This window comes from Niastella populi, from assembly GCF_002078015.1.
Lineage (GTDB): Bacteria > Bacteroidota > Bacteroidia > Chitinophagales > Chitinophagaceae > Niastella > Niastella populi.
In genome coordinates this window covers 124,270-148,194 of the sequence record NZ_LWBP01000001.1, presented here as the reverse complement: position 1 = coordinate 148,194, position 23,925 = coordinate 124,270, and the positions used below count along the sequence as shown (strand labels likewise).

Genomic DNA, 23,925 nt, shown 5'->3' with positions numbered 1-23,925 from the left:
AAAATGGCAATCCGGTTATGGCAGACGAACTATTAAATACAAAAGTGATCAGCAAGAACAACTCCGGTTTCCCCGGGTACCTCAACTTTGACGAACTGCGCAGCGAAGGCATTGCCTACCTGGGTAAACTGAGCGGGAAAATATGGACAGATCATAACGTGCACGACCCCGGTATAACCATACTCGAAGCATTGTGTTATGCCCTGCTCGACCTGGGTTACCGCACCAATTTGCCGGTAGAGGATATTTTATCACGCGCGCCCGGCGATACCGGCAGCGACAATAATTTTTTCACCGCTGCACAAATACTGGGCTGCAACCCGCTCACCATAACCGATTACCGTAAACTGCTGGTTGATATCGATGGCGTGAAGAATGCCTGGCTTGAAGTGGCCACCGATCAAAAAGACTGGTGCCGCAACTCCAACCAGCCGGCACCGGACCCCATACCCGGCACCGTTCCCGGTGCAGCCCGTAGCGCGTGCACCGAATACCTGAACGGGTTATACCACGTATATATTGAAACCGAAAAAAATCCCGATAAAGATTTTACCACCGCTGCCCAAAAAGCAGCCTACATAAACGATATAACCTGCCGCGTGAAAAAAGCGCTGATGGCGCATCGTAACCTCTGCGAAGATTTTGTCGACATCTACGTCCTGTGTAAACTCGAAATGGGTGTTTGCGCCGATCTTGAACTGGAATCCGACGCCGATGCCGATAAAGTTTACCTGGCAGTTGCGCAGGCATTACGCGCCTTCTTTTCACCTGCCCCGCGATTTTATACCCTGCCCCAGTTGCTCGACAGGCAATTGCCTGTTGAAGCCATCTTTGCGGGCCGCCCTTACAACGTTACCGAAAGCCATGGCTTCGTAGATACCGGCGAGTTTGAACAGATAGAACTGAAAAAAGAGATCCACCTTTCCGATGTGTTCAATGTAATACTGCAGGTGCCCGGCATTCGAAAAGTAAAGAACCTGCAACTGCGCACCTGTAATGGCGCGCCGGTGAACCCAACCGGCTGGAAGTTCAAACTGCCAAAGAATTATGTACCGGATTTCACCATCGGCTGCTCAGGTTTTCAGTTCTCGAAAAATGGCCGGCCCGTTACCGTCGATACCGCCAAATACCAGGGATTGCTGAACATCAATTTCAGCAACACCGGTAAAATATTATATACAGAAGCACTTCCCAACCTCGACAGCGCCATACCCGGCGGCATCTATCGCAGCGACCTCAGCGATTATTATTCCATTCAAAACGATTTCCCGCGGGTATATGGCATAGGCGAAGGCGGGTTGCCCGACTCGGCGCCGGCAACCAGGAAAGCGCAGGCCCTGCAGCTGAAAGGTTACCTCCTGTTCTTTGATCAGCTGTTGGCGAATTACCTGACGCAGTTAACGAATATCCGTTCGCTGTTTGCCTTATCGGCCCCCGGTGACAATGAACGGCATACGTATTTTCTCAATTCGCTCAATTCGGTGCCAGATCTTGCCAAACTGTTGCGGATGCCGGCCACCGATAGCGATGCACTGGCCGCAGGCACCCAGGGAAGCACGCTGGTATATCCCGTTGCAAAAAACGACCTGTTGCAATGGATCGCCGCTCATCCCGATACCACATTCGATGCCGGTGCATTACCACCATACACCGTTGGTTCGCTTGCCGAACAGGAGATCATTTTGCAACAGCTGAAAGAAGACCTGTTACAGCAACAGTACACCACCGGTTATATAGGCAACGCGCCCGCCATTCATTATTACCTGCTCACTTCGCAGGATGATTTTGCGTTGGTGAGTAAAAAACATTTTGCTGCTACTGCGGAAGCAGATGCAGAACTGGGCACCGTGATCTACATTGCCGGTTTCGATGCCAATTACCGCACCTATATCACCGGCAGCAACCGCGTAAGCTTTGATTTGGAGTTGAACCTGGTATCCTTTGCCAGCTACCTGCAGGAAATAGTAGAGGACGATGCCCTGTATGCCACCCGCCGCAATACGTTCCTCGATCACCTGTTAAGCCGGTTTGCCGAACAGTTTACCGATTTTGCGTTATTGTCGTATAAACAGTATACAACCGAAGAGGCCGCAACACAGGCCAACATAGAAGCGAAAGAAAACTTTTTGACGCACTACGATACTATCAGCCGCGATCGCGGAAAGGCGTATGATTATTTTGAGAACAACTGGAACACCGGTAACATTTCGGGGTTTGAACAATCGGTTAAATATATCAGCGGCATAGAGAACAAACTGGCGCACAGCCTGTGCAATTTTATTGTAACGCAATACGATGAGCTGTTCCAGGTGAACATCACCATTGCCAACCGTGCGTTTATGTCGTTACCCGGCAAATTCAACAGCCGGCCCGAAGCACAGGAAACGGCGCGTTCGGTTTTCAATGCATTGGGTAACCCCGGTAATTTATCAACCCGCTACCTGGCGCATGAGAGATTGTACACCCTGCAATTGCAATACGGCAATGGCAGCTTTGCCAATGTAGCTTATACCTGGCCCACCGAACAGGAGGCAGATGAAGTGCGCGCTGCGCTCAGCAGGGCATTCGATCTGCAACCACGGCCGGATGATGTTTTTGTAAGCGAACACATGTACCGGCTGCAATTGCAGAACAATACCGGCATTGTAATACGCACCGCCGTTGACTTTACTACCGTTGAACAGGAAGCGCAAAACGCTTTACAGCGATCAAACGAAGGCATCGATGACAACACCCGGTGGACACCCGTTGCGGACGCCGCGCAACCTGGTAACTTATACCTCGTTGCGGTTACGGCCAATATGGTTGAGTTCATCGATGTACATGCGTTCAAGATAGATATAGATAACACCATCGTAGGCCATCCCGATAATTTCACCTACGAAGTGCTCGACCGCACCAATGCCTTTAAATTCACCCCTGTTGAAATGTTCAATTCAACCGAAGAAGCGCAGGCGCATTGTTACAGTGTGCTGGCGCTGGGCGCTATTGAAAGCAATTACCAGGTGGGCAGAAATATGCCGCACCGGAAATTCACGCTCGGTATTACCGGCAATGGCATTTTACAGGCTATTTGTGCAACGGAATTCGATACTGACGAAGACGCCATTCGCGCCAAAGATCATATTCATCAAATAATCCGCAACTGGGTATACCAGGTAAACATAGATAAAAGCCCGTATCGCTGGCGGTTCAATTATTACCTGGGTTTTGAAGAGAACGCCCGTTTTATTTTTACCAGCGTAGAAGAATATGCCGCATCGTCAGCAGCGTTACGGTCGGCCACCCTGCTGCACCAGTCGGCCAACGAATTACAGGTACGGCACCAGGAAAACCGCATCCTGTTGACCGCCGGCAAAAAAAACGGCCATGTGCCCGTGGTAGCAACCCCGGTACAACCGGATGGAACACCCACGGTAGCCGCCGTTTCGACAGCGCTGGATACGCAAAAAAGCATTACGCCCATGCTGGGCAACCCTAACCCTGAAGTGTACGACCGGTTTGTAGAACCCGATGAAATAAGCCGGCAGGGTTTGTACGTATACCAGTTGGTTGATAAAGACAATGTATACGCTGCCTATTCCGAAAGCTATGGCAGTTTTACGCAGGCCGATGAAGCCCGTAAAAAAATGGCGGCCTGGCTGCGGCAGCATGCCGTTGCGCAAACCGATGCCATTAAAAAAGTGAAATACCGTTCGCAGCAATTTTTCGATCTGTTCCCCTGCGAAGATGGAACGGTAATACCTCCTTGTAGTTGCTCAACCGATCCCGAAGCAGATTATGTGTACTATTTCAGCCTCACCGTTGACGCCGCCGGCAATACCGCCTGGCGCAGCCTGCAGCACTATGCTACCGAAGAAGCGGCCCGTAAAGACTACCAGTTCTTCCTTATCTTATTGAAATATGCCGGCAACCTGTTTGTTCATTGTGATAACTGCAACAAAGAAGGCAAACGCACCTGGCGCATTTATATTCGCGAAGTGCTGGCCGAAAGCGCCCGCCGTTTTATGACGGAAGAAGCCGCCTGGAGCAATGCAGGAATTGAAAAATTCATTTGCGCGGTACAATCGGGTTTGGGTTTTCATAACTACCTGCGCACAACCGATTGTTGTTATTCTTTTTATCTCAACTGCGGAGCCGACCTTATCGTTCACCCCTGTAAATACGATACGGCCGCTAAACGCACCGCGGTTATGCACGAAATGTATTACCGGCTGCAGCGGTTTATTGAATCAAGGGCATACTCCACCCGCTGGGAACAGAACACCCTTGTACTGCTCGATCATACAGCGCAGCCCTTTGCCCGGCATACCTTCGACAGTGCCGATGGCCAGAACCTGTGTAACTGGCTGGTGCAACTGCCCAATGAAATAACCGACAGCCGCAATAGTTATATTCTAAAGGATGGTACGTTATACCTGGTGGATGCCGGCGGACAAACCATTCTTCAATCTTACAACAACAACTACAACCTCGAAAACTGGAAAACCGGGCTGCAACAATTCGCCTGTTATTTTCCAATAGTGGCAAACACCGATGAAGCCACCGGCCGCACCTCGTATTGCATCGAAATAAAAATACCCGGTTTCAATAGCTGCCCCGATGACCGGCTGGAACTGCAGCCCTGCGGTTGCGGCGACCAGGCGCCGGTAACGGAACCGGATTGTTACGTTGCGTGGAGATCGGTTTGCTGTTACGACAGTTGCCAGCAGGCGCAGGCGGCGCTGATCTATGCCATGCGCCTGTTGCTGAATTTCGAAAACTACCAGGCGGTGTTCGACTGCGAATGCAATTCATTCGGCATTGCCCTGAACTATAGTATCACCGGCCGTGAGCAAACCCCAAACGACCTGAAACCGGGCGGCGAACTGATTGCATACAACCCGCAATGTTATCCAACGCCCGACAGCGTATGTGATGCCGTACGCCGCGCCAAAAAACTAACCAATGCCGAAGGACTGCATGTGGTTGAACATATTTTATTACGGCCGCTCAATTACGACGACTGCCATTGCCGCCGGGAAATTGGCTGCGGCGAGCGCATGCGCGACTGCGATTTTGTATGGAAAGTACCTGACGAAGATCCCTGCAGCACCGAACAGGATATTTGTTTTGTACCCGGCGCCGACCCGTATTCATTTATCGCCACCGTGGTACTGCCCGCATGGCCCGTTCGCTTTCGCACACCCGAAGGCCGGCAGTTGATGGAAAATATTATATACCGTAGCGCACCTGCACATGTATTGCTGCGCATCTTATGGCTGGCGCCGCACGATTTCTGCTGTTTTGAAGGAAAATATAAAAACTGGCGCCGTCACCTGGCGCAGAAACAGGTTTGCAGTGATAACTTCTCTGTATGCGACCTGCTCGATTTTCTATTCCGCAGAAATTTTGAATGTTTGCCCGATTGTACCGACTGCGGCCCATGTGCCAGTGACCAGCCCCAGGTACAACCCTGCTTCAGTGAAAGCGGCAACCGCCCCGAACAAGACCAGTACTGGTTCACCAACCTGGTGAATGAGACCTTCTGCTGGCAACAAATAGTTTGTGAAAAATACCGGTATACCCCCTGCGATCAGCCGGTGATAACGCGGGTACCCGGCACTGTTGACGAGGTTTCGCCGTTATTGGTTGAGGAAACCCCGGCAGAAACAGTTGCAGCAGAACCGCCGGCAACGCCAGATGAAACAACGGCGCCGGAAGAACCGGAAACAACCCAGCCCGCTGAAACGGCCGCTGCCGCAGAACCGGTAGCAGCAGGCACAACACCGGGGGAAGAAACGGCAGCGCCATCGGCCAGAACGCTTTTTATAAACAGCCGCATGGCCGGTTACCAGGCAGTTGCCCGCGATGTAACAGAACGATCGAACAACAACCCGTTGGCGGTAATGGCACAGGCATACCTGAACGATCCCGACCCTACCCCGCAAAAAACAGATACGCTGATCACCCGTTTGCTCAGTAACGCCAAACCCGAAGATGCAACCGTAAAACGCCTGAGCCGCGATATGAAAAAAGACATCATCACCGCACTCGTTTGGTTCTACCTCGACAAAATAAGTTTTGAGCACATGGAAGTAAAACATATAAAACAGTCGGCCAAAACATTTGAAAAATTACGCAAGGCCAAAATAGGCATCCAGGGCATTTACGACGACTGGAACGGTGTGGAAGTAAAAAAATACGAACCCGGTGTAAACCTCAACCTGTTGCATGAAGTAGTGACCGGTATCAAAAAATAACAGGCAGTATGCAGCACCTGATAAAAAAACAGATAATTGAGCTCACGATCGACAAACGCCTCGATGCGTTCGATATTCAGCAGCAGGTAAGCGACTGGTACTGGCATCATTTCCTGTCGCTGTTGGAAATTGAATTGAATAAATTATCTGCACCCGGAACAGTACAATACATCGACCGCCTGGAAATTGACCTCGGCGCAATCGATGTACAACAATTACAAAAAACACAATTGCATAAAATAGCAATACCGGCCATCACTAATAAGCTACAGGAGCACATAGACGTTCACCATACAACAACCGGTAAACGTGCAGGCCCGCAACATGCATTTACCCAATGGCTGCATTACATGCAAAAAGGCTATCTGCCCTGGAATGTGTTACGCATATCGGAAGATTGGCTGCACAAAGTGCTGGAAGAACTGGCGGTTAATCATCACAGCGTAACCATGCTACGCGAGGAAATAAGGAACAACAAGACCGTAGCCATACGAATTGCACAGCAGCATACCGCTGCCTGGCTCACTCAACTCATTACCGTATTTACTGCCAGTGATCAAAACCGGTTACCCGGGGCCATTGCAGAAGCAGAACAGTTTTTTAACAGCTTACAGAAAGCAGGCGCAGCGCAACTGGCTGTACCAAACCGTAAGGAATGCTGGCAGCAAATAATAACCCTTGCCGCCGCAACCGGAACAACGCTTACAACCACCCAACTGGCCACTACCATAATACAGGAAAATCTTACCATTGAACACCTGCCTGCACTGGAAAAAATAATGCCGCAGACGGCAGGTTACACCCAATTACAACCGGCGCTGGCGGCAGTTCAGCACCAACTGCAGCGGGAAGCAGGCGCCCGGCAGCGCGAGGCCGGCGATACAGCGATCAGTCGTGATAAGAAGAACATCGCTGACAACGGCGAACAACCCGCAGCTGATAGCAAACGGCGGTGGCTGAAGGAAGAAGACGGAATGTTTGTTCAACATGCCGGCCTGGTACTGGTACATCCCTTTCTCCGCTCGCTGTTCTCGCTTTGCGGCCTGCTCGGTGGAAAACATTTTTCCAATGCGGCCAGCCGGCAAAAAGCCATTTACCTGTTGCATTACATAGCCACAGGCGCAACAACAGCTGAAGAGCATGAACTGGTTATACCGAAAATATTATGTGGTTATGCTATTGAAGAACCGGTAAACACAGACATAATTCTTACCATAAACGAATTACAGGAAGCCGACGATCTCCTGCGCGCGGCCATTTCGCAGTGGAACATTTTGAAAAACACTTCGCCCGATGGATTGCGCCAGGGCTTTCTGCAACGGAATGGTAAACTGTATACAAAAAATGAACAACTGTACATAGCGGTAGAAAAGAACGCCATCGATGTACTGCTCGATCATTTGCCATGGAACCTGAGTTTGATCAGGCTGCCATGGTGGGGTGAAATTATCAGAGTTGAATGGAGATAAATCATCTGCCATGAAAACACACGCTACAAAAACCACGGCGCCTGCGGCTGCCACGGGCAGCGCACCTTTCTTTAGCAAAGGTGGCGGGCAGGCTATGCAGAACAGGGAAACGGGCGGTTCGTTCTTTAATACAGGACAAACACCCGCCATACAAACCAAAACGGCCGGTGATAAACACGAACAGGAAGCGGAAGGCACGGCCGACCAGGTAGTGCAGCGTTCGGGTGAAACACCGGCGCCTGTAGGTGAAACAAGCGGCGCCCCGGCCATACAGGCCGATTGGATGCTGGGCGACCTATGGCCTTCGGAAGAGCCGCCAACCGACGGGCAATGTCATGTGATCCTCGGCGGCCGAAGGATCGATCACTGGTCGGGGTATGTGCCGGCCATGCGGCATTTGTATATTGATTACTATCTGAACAGTTCCGATTATGGGGTTATAGAAGCAGGGCCGGTTCCTTCGCACGCAACAACAGGCGGCGGTCATAGCGGCGCCTGGGTAAAACCAGGCACCTGGGAAGCACGCGGCGTACAATGGGACATTACACCAACCGATTGTCCGGCATTTATCAATTGTCTCAAAACGCGCACCGCAGCTTATCATGCTGCAGGCCACCCATACCATGCTACCAGCGGCCCCAACAGTAATTCATTTGCCTGGTGGGTATTGAACCAATGCGGTATCAATGTAAATTTCCTTTTGGGGCCATACCCCTATCTCGGCTACAATTACTGGCAAACCCATACGGCTGCCACACGCACCCCGGCTCCCGCTGGAACGCCGGTTCCAGCGCCGGTCCCGGCCGAAGTTCAACCCAAATTGACAGTGGGCCAACCCAATGATAAATATGAACAGGAAGCCGATTCAGTAGCCGACCATGTGGTACAACGTATGTCCGGTACCGGTAATATTCAAACCAAACCCGTCAGCGGTATTACGCCCTTTACACCCGGCCTGCAAACAAAATGTCCGGCCTGTGAAAAGGAAGAAGCAGTGCAAAAAAAGGGAAGCGACGGAACAGCGCCGGCCAATATAGAGCAGCAGCTGTCATCTTCCCGGGGCAAAGGGGCGCCCCTGCCCCCACAGGTACGCAGTAAGATGGAAAACGGCATTGGCAGTGATCTCAGCAAGGTAAGAGTTCATACCGGCGGCGATGCAGTACAAATGAACCGGCAATTACATGCACAGGCATTTACTCATGGGAACGACATTTACTTCAACAGCGGAAAGTACAATACCGACAGTGCGGCCGGGCAACATTTGCTGGCGCATGAATTAACACATACCGTACAGCAATCGGGCAACGCTTCGGCTCCGGTACAACAAAAACCAGAAGGTGTGCCCAATATTCAACGCGTTGCGTTCCTTGCACCGCTGGCTGGCATTGGCGCGCGCTACGTAGCGGGCCGGCTGATAAGGTGGGGCGTTGAAAAACTGCTCGACGATAATGAAGAGGCCGATATGGTACGCATGGGTAATCATATCATCAAAACCCTGCTGGCCATTCCTATCAACCTGAAGGGCATGCCATTATTCGATCCGCCCTCGTACATTGCCAATCACATCAAAGCCTTTGCTACACTTGTACAATGGTATGAAGAAAACAAAACCACCGCAACCACGTTCGGCATCTCATTCGACGACCAGTTAAAGAACGGTGTTCTATTGAATATCAAATACGGTAACCTCGCTTCGAAAAAAGGCGTTCGTATCCGGTACCATCTTGCCACCGGCCACTACGAAATGCCGGCACAGTTCATGGAAATGACGCACCCTGCGTTCAACATGGAAGGCAAAAAAGAAAATACTTATCTCGCGGTTGGCATAGACGGTACAGACAGTTCCATTTACGGCGGCATTGCGGTGCTGCCCCGCGGCTGGATGGTAAGGGCCGCCGGTAAAACAGCTATGCAACAATTGTTTGATGAAACATTGCTGATAAAACTGGTATTTGGGGAAGACTACCCGGTTGAACTGTTTACAAAAGTAATATACCAGAATGCCATTACCGGCGGTATGCTGCAGTTCAACCTGGCCGGTTATTATAAGATCAGCGACGGACAGGTGCTGATCGGCAGCATTGCCATCATCGATGACATTTTCGCCTGGGATGGTTCGCTGCGGCTTCAGGTGAAAGGATTGGAAGATAAAGAAATGCAGCTTGAACGCGATCGCCGCGCAAAACTGCACGGGATCATCCCCGACATGCAGCTGAACAAGACCTGGAACATCAATAATATCACCGCTTCGCTGCATGCTTCCTATGCAGCCGGCATACTCGACATTCGCGGCGAAGCAGCATATATACCAACAGATAATAAGGGCCGGGTCAAAAGCGCAAAAGCCACGCTGATAGTAACTACAATAGAAAAAGCCTGGGAAGAAGTTGGTCAGCAGTTACCTGCCATGGAAGATGACGGTCCTGTATCGTTATCTACCCTTTCAGCAACAGGAAATGAGCTGGTGGTGGCTGGTTGGGGTCTTATAGAATTATCTATCGTCAAAAACGAGGACGGCTCAGACCTTGTAAGCGGGAAAGCTGGGGTTGTAATAGATCCTGATGGGCATATAACCGTAAGCGGCAGCATTACTGTTGAAAAAATGTATACGCTGATGCACCCAACGGGTACCGACTGGGAACCGGTACATCCCGCGCTGGAAAAATCGTTTGGTCCATATATGATCTATATACCAGGTGTGCCCGCCGGTTTGTATTTCAAAGGCCACGGCGGTTTGTATTACAAATACATGCTGGGGCCATTGACATTACACGACATTACCATTGCCGGCCTTTATTCAACCAACCCGGCTATCAACAAGGAATTATCCGTGTCGGCACGGCTAAATCTCTCTGCTGAATTGAATGGGAAAGTGAATATCTGGGCGAAAGCCGCAGTGCGGGTGGGAACAAAGATCCCTTACCTGGGCTTTAACCTGTCTTCAGTTGTAGTGGATGTGGATGGTGAAGCCGCTCTCAAAACCTATCTCGACCTTGCGGCCACTTTTGGCGTAAGACAAAAAACAAAACCAGGCACCAAAGATGAAAAAGTGCCAAGAACCTATATCAAAGGCGCGCTGCAACTGGCAGGCGAATTAACACTTGCACTAAAAGGGTTAATAGATTTTTCCGTAGCGGGCGGCACGGTAACCGACCCGAAGATCGACAAACAATGGCCTGTTGCAAACGCCGGCCTGACGGTTGACTTTGACTACGATATCGGCGACAAACTCACCAAAGAAAAGCTAAGGGAAATAGTCAAATTCAGACGCTCATCGTTCAACAACAAGAATTTCGTAAAGGGCGTGCTGCAAAACAAAACGCCCAAAGAAACGAATGCGAACAAAAGCAAATTCACTAATGAAGAAAGCAAAGAGGTAACGGAAGGAAGCAAGGACCCCATACCTATTCCTGAGAAAACGATACCGCCTACTGCCATTAAAGACGACTTCCAGATGGAAGGCGTATGGCATTATCTTGAACTAACCGCAGGCGAACCCGGCCAGCCGGTTACTCTTAAAATGGCAAGCACACCAAAGGAATTGTCTGAAAAGATAAGAGCAGAACGGGACCGCACGGTTATGTTACTAAAAACTGAAAAGGACGATGACAGGAAAAAAGAACTGCAACGGAAGCTCGACGACCTCGACGAATTACAGAAAAGCGCCGGCACCCTTATTAACCGCACCCGCGATAAAGGGCTCGACCCAAAAACTTATGAAGTTCCCGGATTTCATCCATTGAGCAGGCAGATCGCTGATTTTGGCAAACGGTATGGCATAAAAGACCTGGGCGCCACAGCAGCATCAACACCTTCGCCGGGAAGCGCAACACCCAATGCAGCACTGGGCGATGGCAGTTATGAATACCCGATCCCCATCAGGTGGGCTAAACGCGGTTATCATTCGCCCATTACGTTAACACCCTATTCGCCGAGATGGGGAAAGATACCGCCGCCGCCTGAGGTCACCGCCGCATGGGATGGGAAAACAAAACTCGAACTGCCACCCACGCAAAATAAATCATTCCCAGGCGATGCAAAATCTGAAACCCGTAACGGGCATACAGTGAAATTCATTTACATTGGAATAGACCCCCTGTACCAGGCAAAACAAATAAGGGATAATAAAAAGCGATTGAAACGAAGGAAGTCGCCGCAAAAATATAGCGTGTCGAATAAAGTAAGGACGCTGTTTGAGAACTATAATTATAGCTGGAAGCTGGGACCAACCGATGCCGACCACGCATTGGACCAGGGCCTGGGCGGCAATGATACATTGAATAATGTATGGCCCATCTACGATACCATGAACCGCCAATATGCAAACGAGATCTATGATCAACCGGTACAATATATAGAGAACGGCGAAGTGAAACAAAGCACCCCGCGGGAACTGTATGGAAAAATGTTCATCATCAATTCCATTGGCGATCCTGATAAACCCTGATAAAAACAACCGGATTTGAAAGCGCATTCACCAACCAGCACCACAACCACTGCCCCCGGCAGCAAACCTTTCTTCAACAGGAAAGGCGGTGAAGCGGCTTTCAACAATGAAACTTCTTTTTTCAAAAAAAGCGATCCGCCTGTTCAGGCAAAACTGAATGTAGGCCGGCCCAATGACAAATATGAACAGGAGGCAGATCATGTTGCCGATAAAGTAGTGCAGCGGCTGCACGATCCGAAGCAACAAACAAAACCGGTTACGGCAACCACTCCGGTAACGCCCTTTGTTCAAACAAAATGCGCCGAATGCGAAAAAGAGGAAAAACTGCAGCAAAAAGAAGAAGGGGAAACAAACAATGAACCGCCGTTGAAGAACACGGCTCCCCCGCCCCCGCACGAATTCCCTGAGGAAAAAGACGACGGTGTTGTGCAAATGTGCGGTTGCCACGTAGAAAAAGATGTACAGAAAAAAGGAGATGACGATTCAGGAACACCGGGCCTGGAAGAACGTTTATCGGCCACGGAGGGCCAGGGCGCTGCACTACCCGACCCCGTGCGCACTAATATGGAAACCGCGATGGGCGCCGATCTCAGCGATGTGCGTATTCATACCAACAGCCATGCCGCTCAAATGAACCAGGGCCTGCATGCACAGGCTTTCACGCATGGCAACAATATTTACTTCAACGAAGGCAGATACGATACGAACAGTGTGGCCGGGCAGCACCTGCTGGCGCATGAGTTAACGCATACCATACAACAGGGAGCAGTACCCCAACGGCAACCCGCCGCCAGTGAAACCGGTACAAATAATTCATTATCGCCGGAAACAGCGGTTGAACCGGCATCACCCGCGCCAGCAACGGCTGTACCTGCTCCCGCCGCCCTGCCCGAAGCCGTAACCGCTCAACCGGAGATGCCGGCCGCTAATTACCAGGCTACGCCGCAGCAAAGCGGCAACCTGCCTGCCGTGGCGAAAGCACCATCACCGGCACAACAGGCTGCACCACCTGCCGTGGCTGGTGCACCATCACTGGCGCAAGCGGCACCTGCAGCAGCGGCCGCTGAACCCGCGCCGGTTCCACAGGGCGCACCTGTACCGGAAGCAACAAACGCCGGCATGGAAGCAGCAACAGCGGTGGGTGAACAAATACCCGGCGGCGAACCCGCACCGGCAACCAGGGAAGAGCAGTCAACCGGCAACGAAACAGAAGAAGGGCTGTTAATGAACCGGCTGGCACAGGCGGAAGATTCACCGTTAAAACAGGAAGCGCAATCGCAGGCGAACTTTATGCGCCAGGATGCATCGATGTCGGAAATGGCGGCCAACCGCATTGCCTTCCGCAGATCGGTTGAGTACAGTGCGTATTTTGGTACAGTGCGGGAAAATATTACCGGTTTTGTGCTCGACCGTGTTCTGCAGGTGCAACTATCGCTCATCAACAGCCGGCAGTTCCTGTCAATGAATGCCGAAACCGTTAAAGCGCATATCAGCGCCATGGTTACCGGCGCATTGACGCGCGGTTTAACCACCAGTCTGCAATTCGTAAACAATATTTCATCGTTCGTAACCAGCACCCAACAAAGCATCATCGGGGTAATCGGCGGTATTGCGGGCCGCATATCCGCATTGGTGCAATCGATCAGTTTGCCCAACCTGCCCGGCGTTGAAACACTACGCAACAGCATTGTCAGCGTCATTAACCGCATCACCGGTTTTATCAATACGGCGCTCGACACCGTAGTGTCATTCATTACATCGATGCTGCAAAAGGCGATGAACGCCATTGCCCTTATTGTTGAAAAGCTGAACCAGTTTGTAAACCGCTTGCTCGATATAGCGCTGGCAGCGGTTAACCGGCTTATCAGTATGGTCTTTGGTTATCTCGAACGTATTGGCGCTGCCGTCATAAACACCCTGATGGGCATCCTGAACAATACGGTATTCCCGGTTTTGCAGCGGGTTGAAAGAATGATCCTGCAAAAGATCGAGCTCACGCGCAGGCAGATCATCCGCATGATCCGCAAAAATTACCGGCAGGCCCTTCAAAGGATCGCAGACCTGGTATCGCCCGGCCCGGCTGCACAAACCGCCGGTCAGCATCAAAACGGAGCTCCCCTTACCATTCAACAACAAGTTCAACAAATAAGCGCTGTTGCGTACCAGTTTGCCACCGCCAACGCTTTTATAATCGACGACTTCGAACAAAAGACGGCAGCTGTATTTTCGATGCTGGTGCAGCAACTGTTATCGGCCATACAACAGGTTAAACTGCAAATTCAGGTAGCCATTGCCCGCATAGCGGTAAGAATAGCGCAGTTCATCTTACGCATGATCGATCAGTTGGGACGTATTATAGATCTGGTAGCCCGCGCAGTAGACCGTATAATACAATCTGTGATCGATTCGTTTACGCGGTTGTATGAAGCGATAACCAACCTTATCGGTAATCCTGTACGGGCCCTGCAACTGGCGGCGCAGAACATATGGGAGCGCATACAAACCTTTATCGGGGATGCCGTCAGTAATTTTGTAACGGGCGGCGCATTTGATGTAAACAGTTTGAGCGGCGGCTCGCGTGCGTTGTTTGCACCGCCGGCTTTACTGGCGCCCGCTTTCCTGGCGCCGCCGGTGATCGTAGAAGTAATCATTGTAACCGTTGTCGTAATTGGCGGCGCCGTCGTTATATTCGTTGAAGGATCTGTGGTCATCATCATTGGCGGAGTTGTCATCATTATAGCGGAAGAAGTGCTGATTGCCATTATCATCATTATCGCTATCATAATTATCATCATCATCCTGATCCTGATAGCGATCCTGCTCTATTTGCTGTACAAACTGGTGCAGGCAATACTAAAACCCGCGCCGATACCTGTACCCGGTCCTGGCCCCGGCCCTGGTCCCGGTCCCGGACCGCAGCCGAAACCCAAGCCCAAACCCAAACCCTGTCTTGTATATCCCCTCGGGTACCACAGGGGAGGAAATGCAAGGCATAATTTCTGTGCCGATACGGTTCCGCCCAACGTATTCCCGGGTAACGATATTGAAGTGGTACACCCCGCCCTGGGCAGAAAAAGTTATGATGCGATAGACCTGGCCGATCGTTTGTGGGAAGTGAAAACAAATAATTACAGTAATTATGGTCCGTGGTTACGCCGCATTACCATTAACAAGGCGCTGGCTGAAATTGCAAGGGAATTGCCGCTGGCAACGGCCTGTTTGCATGGTTATGTTTTTGCAGTAACCGACCAGCAAATGTACCTCGATCTGTTACCAAGGATACCACCGGGTGTAAATTTGCTATTGATAAATTGTTAATTTGTAGTATGAGCAAACTGGTAAAATTATTTTGTCCTTTCAATACGCCTGTGCCGGTTCAGCCGGTACTTGATCTGCTGACCCGGCAGTTCCCCGGCGATGCCTTTGATAAAACAATTGATATAGAAGGAGAACTGGTACTACTGGAAGACGCCCCGTTATTTATTAAAGATACCATTCACCATAACGAACGCATACCCCTGATCACCAATGGCAACGAGCGGTTGATGGTTGAGCTTTCCGGTTTTGCCCTTAAAAAACCATTTGGTTATGCAGGTGAAAATGTATGGTATATCCTTATTGAAATGTCGGATGAAGTGCAGCCGGCCGCTTCTTACCTCAGTTTCATGGAAGAACTGATTGCCCTGTGGCGCCCATACTGGGCTGTTATGAACGACAGCAATACAGAAGGGTATGCAGCCCTGCAGCTGCAGCCAGTGGGGTTTGAAATAGCCGCGAAGCTGGGCCTGCCCCGGTTAAAGCCCCCTGCAAAATACCGCGGCCCTTTTATTCCTTCCGGCATGGCGTGGATCAATTACTGGAGCAAAACAACCGTTGAGCAGATGCGGGTAAACTACAATACACTTAAAGAACAGGTGTTCTCAGTAAAACAAACCGCTGATGCGGGACTGTTATTTCAGCTCACCGAAAACGTTTTGAGTATTGAAAACCGCGAAGACCTGCAACTGCTGATCAGCATGTTCGATGCCTACCCCGATGTGGGCGGCCGGCTTATACAATAACAAATACCGATCGATCAAAACACAAAAGCACTGTAATGAAAGAACTCATATATCTTGAACAACTGGTCAGGTACCGGCTCAACGGATATTTTCCATCGGGCAGTGAGGAAGCAGAGCCGGTGATGCCTACCCTCGACCAATGGCATTATCCGCTGGCCGATTTTGTGCACCGGAACAAACTCAACGTACATGAAGCAACGCTGCTGCTGGTAGCGCTGGCGCCGCATGTACAACCCGATCTGTTCGATAGCGCCGTGGAAGGCAAACTGAGCGACCCGGGTAATTTTCCAAGGATCGGCGGCGTACGGGGAAAGAATTCGCGCACCTTTTTACCCACCGGTGAAACGCTGCTCTTCCTGCTGGCTGGCGGGCAACTGGCCCAGCGAATGCAGGTGCAACAGCTATTCGGTTCGCAACACCTGTTTGCAAAGAAAAAGATCCTGTGGCTGGAAGAACTGCCGACCGGCGAGCCGGCCATGAGCGGCCGTATTATTATGTCGCCCGATTATATCGACACCTTTTTAATTGGCAAACCCTCCCCACCCCATTTCAGTACCACGTTCCCGGCCAAACGCATCGGGGAAAGCAGAACATGGGCCTCACTGGTGATCAATGACGACCTGAAAAAACAGATAGAAGAGATCAGGAGCTGGCTAAAATACAACCAGCAATTGATGAATGAATATGGCATGAAAGACCGGATCAAAAAAGGCTACCGCGCCCTGTTTTATGGTACACCCGGCACCGGCAAAACACTCACCGCCGGCATCCTCGGCAATGAAATGGGTAAAGAAGTGTATAAGATCGATCTGTCGATGGTGGTGAGCAAATACATAGGCGAAACCGAAAAGAACCTCGAAATGCTTTTTGCCCGCGCCGAAGACAAAGGCTGGATCCTGTTCTTTGACGAAGCCGATGCCCTGTTCGGCAAACGTACCAGCGTTCGCGACGCACACGACAAATACGCCAACCAGGAAGTATCGTACCTGTTGCAGCGTATTGAAGATTACAATGGACTGATCATTCTGGCCACGAATATGAAAAGCAATATCGACGACGCCTTTATGCGCCGTTTCAACGCCACGCTTCGCTTTCCTTTCCCCGATGCCGGCGAACGCATGCAGATCTGGAAAAAATCATTTCCTGAAAATGCCTTATTTGCCAAAGAACCGGCCGCCCCCGGCAATGACGCCGGCAGCGTAGACGTTCCTGATCTGGTAAAGAAATATGAAATGGCCGGCGGCAGTATCATCAACGTAGTGCACTATGCCAGTCTGAAAGCGCTGGAACGCCGTAACGGGCACGATAGCGACGCCAACGACAAACTAACCATTTACCTCAGCGATGTACTGCAGGGCATTCAGAAGGAAATGATGAAGGAAGGGAAGCCGTTCCAATAGGCCGGCAGCCTTCGGAACGAAATAATTACTTTACGAAAAATGCTCAAGATAAACGTATAACTCCTCCGGATCGCGGTAATAAAAATTCACCGAGCTAATATTGCCATTCTCGAAACGCCACACATCGACAAAAGTCATACTGCCGATACTGGCCCCGGGAACAGTGATCTGGATGTTTCCCAGCACAATGATCATACTTCCCTGCTCAACGAAATGATCTGCGTTCTTTTTGATACCGGTGCCTGGCCGGTAAAAGGCCGGCACCTGTTGCAGTATACCTTCGCGGCCGCGCCTGTTGCCGCCCATACACTGCGCGGTGTATACCCAAACGCCATCATCCAAAGCAATCACCAGTTTGCCAATGTTTCCCTGCTCCATGGATGCATACAGATCGCGGATAGTAAGTAAGGCCAGCGTCATAAGTTGTTTCAACCCGTTGTTTTAGTCGAACAACAAAATGATCAACTACTATACCACCTTACAAAGCGGCCCCGGGGCGCCGGTATAATTGCCTGATCATGTTCAACATTGCCCTTTGCCCCATAAAATGATGTTACCGGCATTCATTATGCTCCGAAAATCCCGGAGTACTCCGAAAATCTCCGAAATTCCCGTATTTTTAAAGGCGATAGCTGCCGGACTATAGGCATGAACGTTACCCGCATTTATTCTCCGGCAAACGCAATCCAATGATCTTTATAGAATACGCAACCGGTTAACCGGCCCCGTTTACTTTCTTTAGCAAGGCTGGACGATTTTTTGCCTGTAATCATACTTAAACCAAACAACTGTTTTGTGCGTAACACCCGATATGTCATTGTAGCGGTTTCCATCTTACTCACCTGCTGTGCCCGGCTGGCGGCACAAAATAATTTAGCGGCTGAACGCGACAGCCTGATCGGGCTGATCGCCAAAGCGCCGGATGATACCGCCAAAGCGAACAATTACATAAAACTGCTTGCCAACTATTATTCGAAGTACTTTTATCAGGGTGCAGAAGATTCGGTCACCTATTTCAAAACGGCTGCTGCTGCTGCCAGGCTTTGCAAAAACTGAATTATGAGCAGGGCCTCGGAAACTGTTACCTCTTTGAAGCCAAAGGATATCATGTTAATAAAGATCAGGAAAAAGTAAACAGCCAGCTGCAAAAAGCAATGGCTTCCTATACAACGGCAAAATATAACCCGGGACTCGCAGATGTCTGCCTCTTCAGGGCAAGGATAACCCCCATGGACGATTCATTAAAAAAAAGCCGGTTGTTCGATAGCGCATTGCATTTTATCAGGGAAGCGGGAGATGTAATAAAGGAAGCGTTTATCCTGAAAGACATTGCCGACTTCCATTTAAATCAACGTAAATATGAACTGGCCATTCAGGAACTTTTGAGCCTTTTGGAATTCCAGAAAAAAACAGGCGACATAAAGATCCACTATACCACCGATCTGCTGGTACCCTGTTATAGAAGTGTTGGCAACCGCAAAGAAGCCCTTCGCTATGCTATAGCAACTATTGATCATTCCCAAAAGGTTAAAGACACCGCCTATATCTTTACATTTTATCAGCGGCTGGCACAGATCTACTTTGATCTTGGGAACTTCGACAAAGCGGAAATTTATTATAAAAAGGGACTGGATTCCTATACCCATGGCAGGTGGGATCCTGGCAGCAGGATAGCGAGACAGTTTATGAATAATATAATTTCAACGCTTGCAGCCCGGTTAAAATGCGATGAAGCCCTGGATCTTTTAGAAAATTACCTGGCACCGGCTGCTAAAGAAGTTGCTGACGCTATGGATAATGTGAATGCACTATATACAGACATATATTTCTATAAAAATGATTTCAAAAAAGCTGAATCTTACTTTTTAAAAAGATTACAATATCAAAACCGGCCTTCATATAACAAAGAGCTTGAGGGCGTGTTTATGTCTAGGGGGGCAGAAATCTATTATGGGTTGAAACAATACGACAAAGCCAAATACTACAATGACAGCGCCTACCAATTCGGCAAAATGCTTGGCTCCGTTTTCATCCTGGAGGTTACTAATAAAATTCATTATAAACTGGATAGTATAACGGGCAATTATGCTTCGGCGCTCAGGCATTACCAGGAATACAAACGGTATTTCGATCTGTTGCAGGAAAACCAACTCGACAGGCAACTGATCGAGATCGCGGTGCAATACGAAACCGATCAAAAGAACAGCGAACTGAACCTACTGAATACGCAGGCAAAATTGCAGCAAAAAGCCATTCAACAGGGAAACACCCTGCGCAATTTCATGATCGCCGGTTCGGTGCTGTTGCTTTTGTTACTACTTGTGATCTTCAACCGTTACCGGGTAAAACAACGGGCCAATCAACTGCTGCAGAACAAACAGGCCGAGATCAACCGGCAAAACCAGGTGCTCGAAAAAATGGTGCAGGAAGAAAAAATGATCACCGCCGAAAAAGACAAACTGCTGCAGGAAAAAGAATGGCTCATGAAAGAGATCAACCACCGTGTTAAAAATAACCTGCAGGTAGTAATGAGCCTGCTGAACACCCAGTCGGCTTACTTAAAAGATGAGGCGGCACTCAACGCCATTCACGAAAGCCGGCATCGCGTACATGCCATTTCCCTCATCCACCGCAAACTGTACCAGAGCGATGAGCAGCTAACCGAAATAGATATGGCCTCGTATGTGAAAGAAGTTGCCGAATACCTGGCCGACAGCCTCGACACCAGCCACCGCATAAACTTCCGGTTGCTTATAGACCCCGTAAAGCTCGATGTAACCCAGGCGGTGCCAACCGGCCTTATCATTAACGAAGCGGTGACCAACGCGGTTAAATATGCCTTCCCAAACGAACGAAAAGGACAGATCGATATCAGCATGTATAAAAAAGTAAAAGGCCCCATTGAACTGACCATACAGGACGATGGCATTGGCTTACCGCCGGATTTCGACTGGCAACAAACCGAATCGCTCGGCATGAGCCTGATGCAGGGACTTTGCCGTCAGCTCGATGGCACCTTCGATGTGCTGCAACAGAATGGCGTTACGATTAAAATTTCTTTTGAACCGGCCAAATCAATGCTTGTATGAACAAAAAAATATTGATCGTAGAAGATGAATTTATTGTAGCTAACGACCTTCGCATCACGTTGAAAAATGCCGGTTACCAGGTATGCGCCATCACCGATACGTTCAACGGCGCCATGCAAGCTATTGAAACGCACGATCCTGAACTGGTCATACTCGATATCTATTTAAAAGGGAATAGAACAGGCATCGATCTGGCCCGGGTGCTGCATGAGAAAAATATCGCCTTTGTTTATCTCTCCGCCAACAATAATGAAACCGTGATGGAGGAAGCCAAAACCACCCAGCCTTATGGTTTCCTGGTAAAACCGTTCCGCGAAAAAGATGTGCTGGTAGCCCTCGAAATTGCACATTACCGGCATGCACATAGCATAGAGGCCAAACTGCGTAAAGAACAAACACTGCAGGTAGAGCTTACCAATATAATGACCAGTAAGGCCGGTTGGGAAGAACGTTTGCAGCAGATGGCCGCGATCCTGCAGCAGGCCATTCCCTTCGATTACATTTTGCTGGGTATGAACAATGCGCCTGAAGGGCACAATTGCGCCTGCAGCTTTTTCAGGCTCGGTTTTAATGAATACCAGCGCATTCGCCTCGCAGAATTGTCAAACGTGGCCAATATTCAACCAGAACAACTAACCGGCTTCATCAACCAAATGATAACGAACGAACCCGGTTTGTATAATCTCGATGCGTTTGAAACCCTGTGCGCACGGGTTCCCGAAAAGCGGTCACTTGCCCGGAAATTTTCTCTCGAAAGCAATCTCGACATAGCACTGCCACTCACAAAAGGCAGCATTTTTCTCTTTTCATTTTACAGCCGCCGGCCCGACACCTATAAAACGGAACATATTCAGTTATTACAACGCCTGCAAAATGCGTTACAGCTAACCATCGACCGGCTGATCGCTTTTGCTGAAATAGAGCGGCTGACCGAACAGCTTGAACGTGAAAAGAATTATTTACGCGAAGAAGTAAAAACAACGGCCAACTTTGAAGAGATCATTGGGTCCAGTTACAATATGCTGCGGGTATTTGATCTGGTTACCCAGGTAGCGCCGGTAGATACGTCGGTATTGCTACTGGGCGAAAGCGGAACCGGAAAGGAACTGGTGGCCCGCGCCATTCACAATTTATCGCCCCGCAAAGATAAATTACTGGTAAAAGTGAACTGCGCCGCCCTGCCCGCCAATTTAATTGAAAGCGAATTGTTCGGGCATGAAAAAGGCGCCTTCACCGGAGCCCATGACAAACGCATTGGCAAATTTGAACTGGCCCAGGGCGGCACTATTTTTCTGGATGAAATAGGCGAAATGCCGCCCGATATGCAATCGAAATTATTACGGGTTTTACAGGAAAAAGAAATTGAACGTATTGGCGGCCGGCATACGATAAAAGTTGACGTACGTATCATTGCCGCCACCAACCGGCACCTTGAAAAGGAAATTGCCGCCGGTAAATTCCGCCTCGACCTGTATTACAGGCTGAATGTATTTCCCATTACCCTCCCTCCCCTGCGTGAAAGAAAAGAAGACATTCCCCTGCTGGCCGGCTTTTTTGCACAAAAATTTTCGAGGAAAACCGGTAAAGCCTTTCATGGCATAAAACCCGAAGCGCAGGAGGAAATGATGCGGTATAACTGGCCCGGCAATATCCGGGAAATGGAGAACATCATTGAACAGGCATTTGTACTGAACGATGGCAAAAGCCCGCTTCAATGGGGCCGGCCATTGATCAATTCACCGGAAACGGCAACATCGTCGCCCACCATCATAACGCACCCGCGCACCCTCGATGAAGTAAAACAACAGCAACAGGATGCAGAAAGGGAATATATACTAGCGATACTGAAAGAAACGAATGGCCGCGTAAGAGGCGCAGGCGGGGCGGCAGAAAAATTAAACATGAAACCCACCACGCTTGAATCGAGAATGGAGAAGCTGGGCATCAAAAAAAACCATACGCCCAAAACAAAGGAAAACGGGAACTGATACAAGCGCCTCCAAAAAATTCGGAGGCTTTTTTATTTTCTTCGGACTTTTTCAGAGTTCCATAAAACAATCGCATATACGGTAAATGTAAAAACGCGACAAAAACGTTTTATACAACGGAAAACCGAATTCACCTGACCATGTTGTTCTGGCACGCAAATGGGAAACTTTGGTTAAATGTTACAATTATGCAAACCGCAAACATAAGAACGCAACACCATATGGTACCGCCACATTTGCCAACCCTGCATCACGAGGAAATGATCGGCGAAAGCCCCGCAACGAAAAAAACGCTGCAGCTCATCTCAAAAGTAGCCCCGTCTGCAAGTACCGTGCTGGTGCTCGGCGAAACGGGTACGGGAAAGGAACTGATAGCCCGCGCTATTCATCAGCGTTCGCCCCGTTATAAAAAACCAATGATAAAGGTGAACTGTGCAGCATTGCCGGTGAACCTGATAGAAAGCGAACTATTCGGGCATGAAAAAGGCAGCTTCACGGGAGCGTATGATCGCCGGATAGGTAAATTCGAACTGGCGCACGAAGGCACTTTGTTCCTCGATGAGATCGGCGAACTGCCAATAGAACTGCAGGGAAAATTATTACGCGTATTGCAGGAAAAAGAACTGGAACGTATAGGTGGCAATACAAGTATAAAAACAGATGTACGTATCATTGCCGCTACCAACCGGGTGCTGGAAGAAGACATTGAAGCCGGCAAATTCCGCCCCGACCTGTATTACCGGCTGAATGTATTTCCCATACAACTGCAACCGCTTCGACACCGGCCCGAAGAAATTCCTGTGCTGGCCCGGCATTTTATTCGCCTGTACAGCGAAAAGAACAACCGGGTCATTTATGATATCGATGAGAAGGCCATGGAACAGTTAGTGAACTATACGTGGCCCGGGAACATCCGCCAGCTTGAACACGTAATAGAACTAAGCGTATTGCTCACTGATGGGAGTACAATCAATCATATACAGTTACCTGCCGCTACCCCATCCCGTGATAATTATGACAGGCTGCTCAAAACGATAGACGAGAATGAGCGCGATCATATCATCCTGATCATGAAACATTGCAAAGGGCGCATTGCAGGAAGAGACGGCGCTGCCGGTATCCTTGGCGTTCCGCCCAGCACGCTACATTCAAAGCTGAAACGGCTGGGTATTACAAAAGAACACCTGTAACAACTGCTGATATAAAGGCCACGGGGCCGGCCTTTCTGT

General features: G+C 49.7%; 11 protein-coding genes. 10 read left to right on the top strand and 1 reads right to left on the bottom strand.

Annotated elements, in window-relative coordinates:
* Positions 1 to 17 precede the first annotated feature (17 nt).
* Genes A4R26_RS00560 through A4R26_RS00535 form a run of 6 tightly spaced genes read left to right on the top strand, consistent with a single transcriptional unit; the run spans position 18 to position 17,619 of the window.
* Positions 18 to 6,242, top strand: a complete 6,225-nt coding sequence (locus A4R26_RS00560; protein ID WP_081158574.1) for a hypothetical protein — start codon at positions 18 to 20, stop codon at positions 6,240 to 6,242.
* Between the two features lie 8 nt (positions 6,243 to 6,250).
* Complete coding sequence (locus A4R26_RS00555) at positions 6,251 to 7,711, top strand: contractile injection system tape measure protein (protein ID WP_081158572.1); 1,461 nt, start codon at positions 6,251 to 6,253, stop codon at positions 7,709 to 7,711.
* A gap of 10 nt (positions 7,712 to 7,721) precedes the next feature.
* Positions 7,722 to 12,158, top strand: coding sequence for an eCIS core domain-containing protein (locus A4R26_RS00550; protein WP_081158570.1), 4,437 nt, complete (start codon positions 7,722 to 7,724; stop codon positions 12,156 to 12,158).
* A 15-nt stretch (positions 12,159 to 12,173) separates the two neighbouring features.
* A complete protein-coding gene (locus A4R26_RS00545) occupies positions 12,174 to 15,476 on the top strand; it encodes an eCIS core domain-containing protein (RefSeq protein WP_081158568.1) in 3,303 nt (1,100 codons plus the stop codon).
* An 8-nt stretch (positions 15,477 to 15,484) separates the two neighbouring features.
* Positions 15,485 to 16,219 carry a DUF5953 family protein gene (locus A4R26_RS00540; RefSeq protein ID WP_081158566.1) on the top strand — a complete coding sequence of 245 codons (735 nt, stop codon included), beginning with the start codon at positions 15,485 to 15,487 and terminating at the stop codon, positions 16,217 to 16,219.
* 35 nt (positions 16,220 to 16,254) lie between these two features.
* Complete coding sequence (locus A4R26_RS00535; protein ID WP_081158564.1) at positions 16,255 to 17,619, top strand: ATP-binding protein; 1,365 nt, start codon at positions 16,255 to 16,257, stop codon at positions 17,617 to 17,619.
* A gap of 30 nt (positions 17,620 to 17,649) precedes the next feature.
* Here A4R26_RS00535 and A4R26_RS00530 read toward each other — a convergent pair whose 3' ends face one another.
* On the bottom strand, positions 17,650 to 18,051 hold the full coding sequence (locus A4R26_RS00530) for a nuclear transport factor 2 family protein (RefSeq protein WP_133054500.1): 402 nt from the start codon (positions 18,049 to 18,051) through the stop codon (positions 17,650 to 17,652).
* A 363-nt stretch (positions 18,052 to 18,414) separates the two neighbouring features.
* Between A4R26_RS00530 and A4R26_RS00525 the strand changes: the two genes are divergently transcribed.
* The 4 genes from A4R26_RS00525 (at position 18,415) to A4R26_RS00510 (ending at position 23,886) form a co-directional block, all read left to right on the top strand.
* Positions 18,415 to 18,675 carry a hypothetical protein gene (locus tag A4R26_RS00525; protein WP_081158560.1) on the top strand — a complete coding sequence of 87 codons (261 nt, stop codon included), beginning with the start codon at positions 18,415 to 18,417 and terminating at the stop codon, positions 18,673 to 18,675.
* Complete coding sequence (locus A4R26_RS00520) at positions 18,663 to 20,708, top strand: tetratricopeptide repeat-containing sensor histidine kinase (RefSeq protein ID WP_081158558.1); 2,046 nt, start codon at positions 18,663 to 18,665, stop codon at positions 20,706 to 20,708. The genes A4R26_RS00525 and A4R26_RS00520 overlap by 13 nt, the downstream gene beginning before the upstream one ends.
* Positions 20,705 to 22,696, top strand: coding sequence for a sigma 54-interacting transcriptional regulator (locus A4R26_RS00515; protein ID WP_081158556.1), 1,992 nt, complete (start codon positions 20,705 to 20,707; stop codon positions 22,694 to 22,696). The genes A4R26_RS00520 and A4R26_RS00515 overlap by 4 nt, the downstream gene beginning before the upstream one ends.
* A 188-nt stretch (positions 22,697 to 22,884) precedes the next feature.
* The gene (locus A4R26_RS00510) at positions 22,885 to 23,886 is read left to right on the top strand and encodes a sigma-54 interaction domain-containing protein (protein ID WP_242674791.1); all 1,002 of its coding nucleotides are present in this window, start codon (positions 22,885 to 22,887) and stop codon (positions 23,884 to 23,886) included.
* Positions 23,887 to 23,925: the final 39 nt, after the last annotated feature.

Excerpts from the sequence above, each read along its gene's own strand:
- A4R26_RS00550 (WP_081158570.1), top strand. The coding sequence starts at position 7,722 with ATGAAAACACACGCTACAAAAACCACGGCGCCTGCGGCTGCCACGGGC.
- A4R26_RS00535 (WP_081158564.1), top strand. The coding sequence starts at position 16,255 with ATGAAAGAACTCATATATCTTGAACAACTGGTCAGGTACCGGCTCAAC.
- A4R26_RS00510 (WP_242674791.1), top strand. The coding sequence starts at position 22,885 with ATGCAAACCGCAAACATAAGAACGCAACACCATATGGTACCGCCACAT.
- A4R26_RS00555 (WP_081158572.1), top strand. The coding sequence starts at position 6,251 with ATGCAGCACCTGATAAAAAAACAGATAATTGAGCTCACGATCGACAAA.
- A4R26_RS00540 (WP_081158566.1), top strand. The coding sequence starts at position 15,485 with ATGAGCAAACTGGTAAAATTATTTTGTCCTTTCAATACGCCTGTGCCG.
- A4R26_RS00560 (WP_081158574.1), top strand. The coding sequence starts at position 18 with ATGGCAGACGAACTATTAAATACAAAAGTGATCAGCAAGAACAACTCC.
- A4R26_RS00515 (WP_081158556.1), top strand. The coding sequence starts at position 20,705 with ATGAACAAAAAAATATTGATCGTAGAAGATGAATTTATTGTAGCTAAC.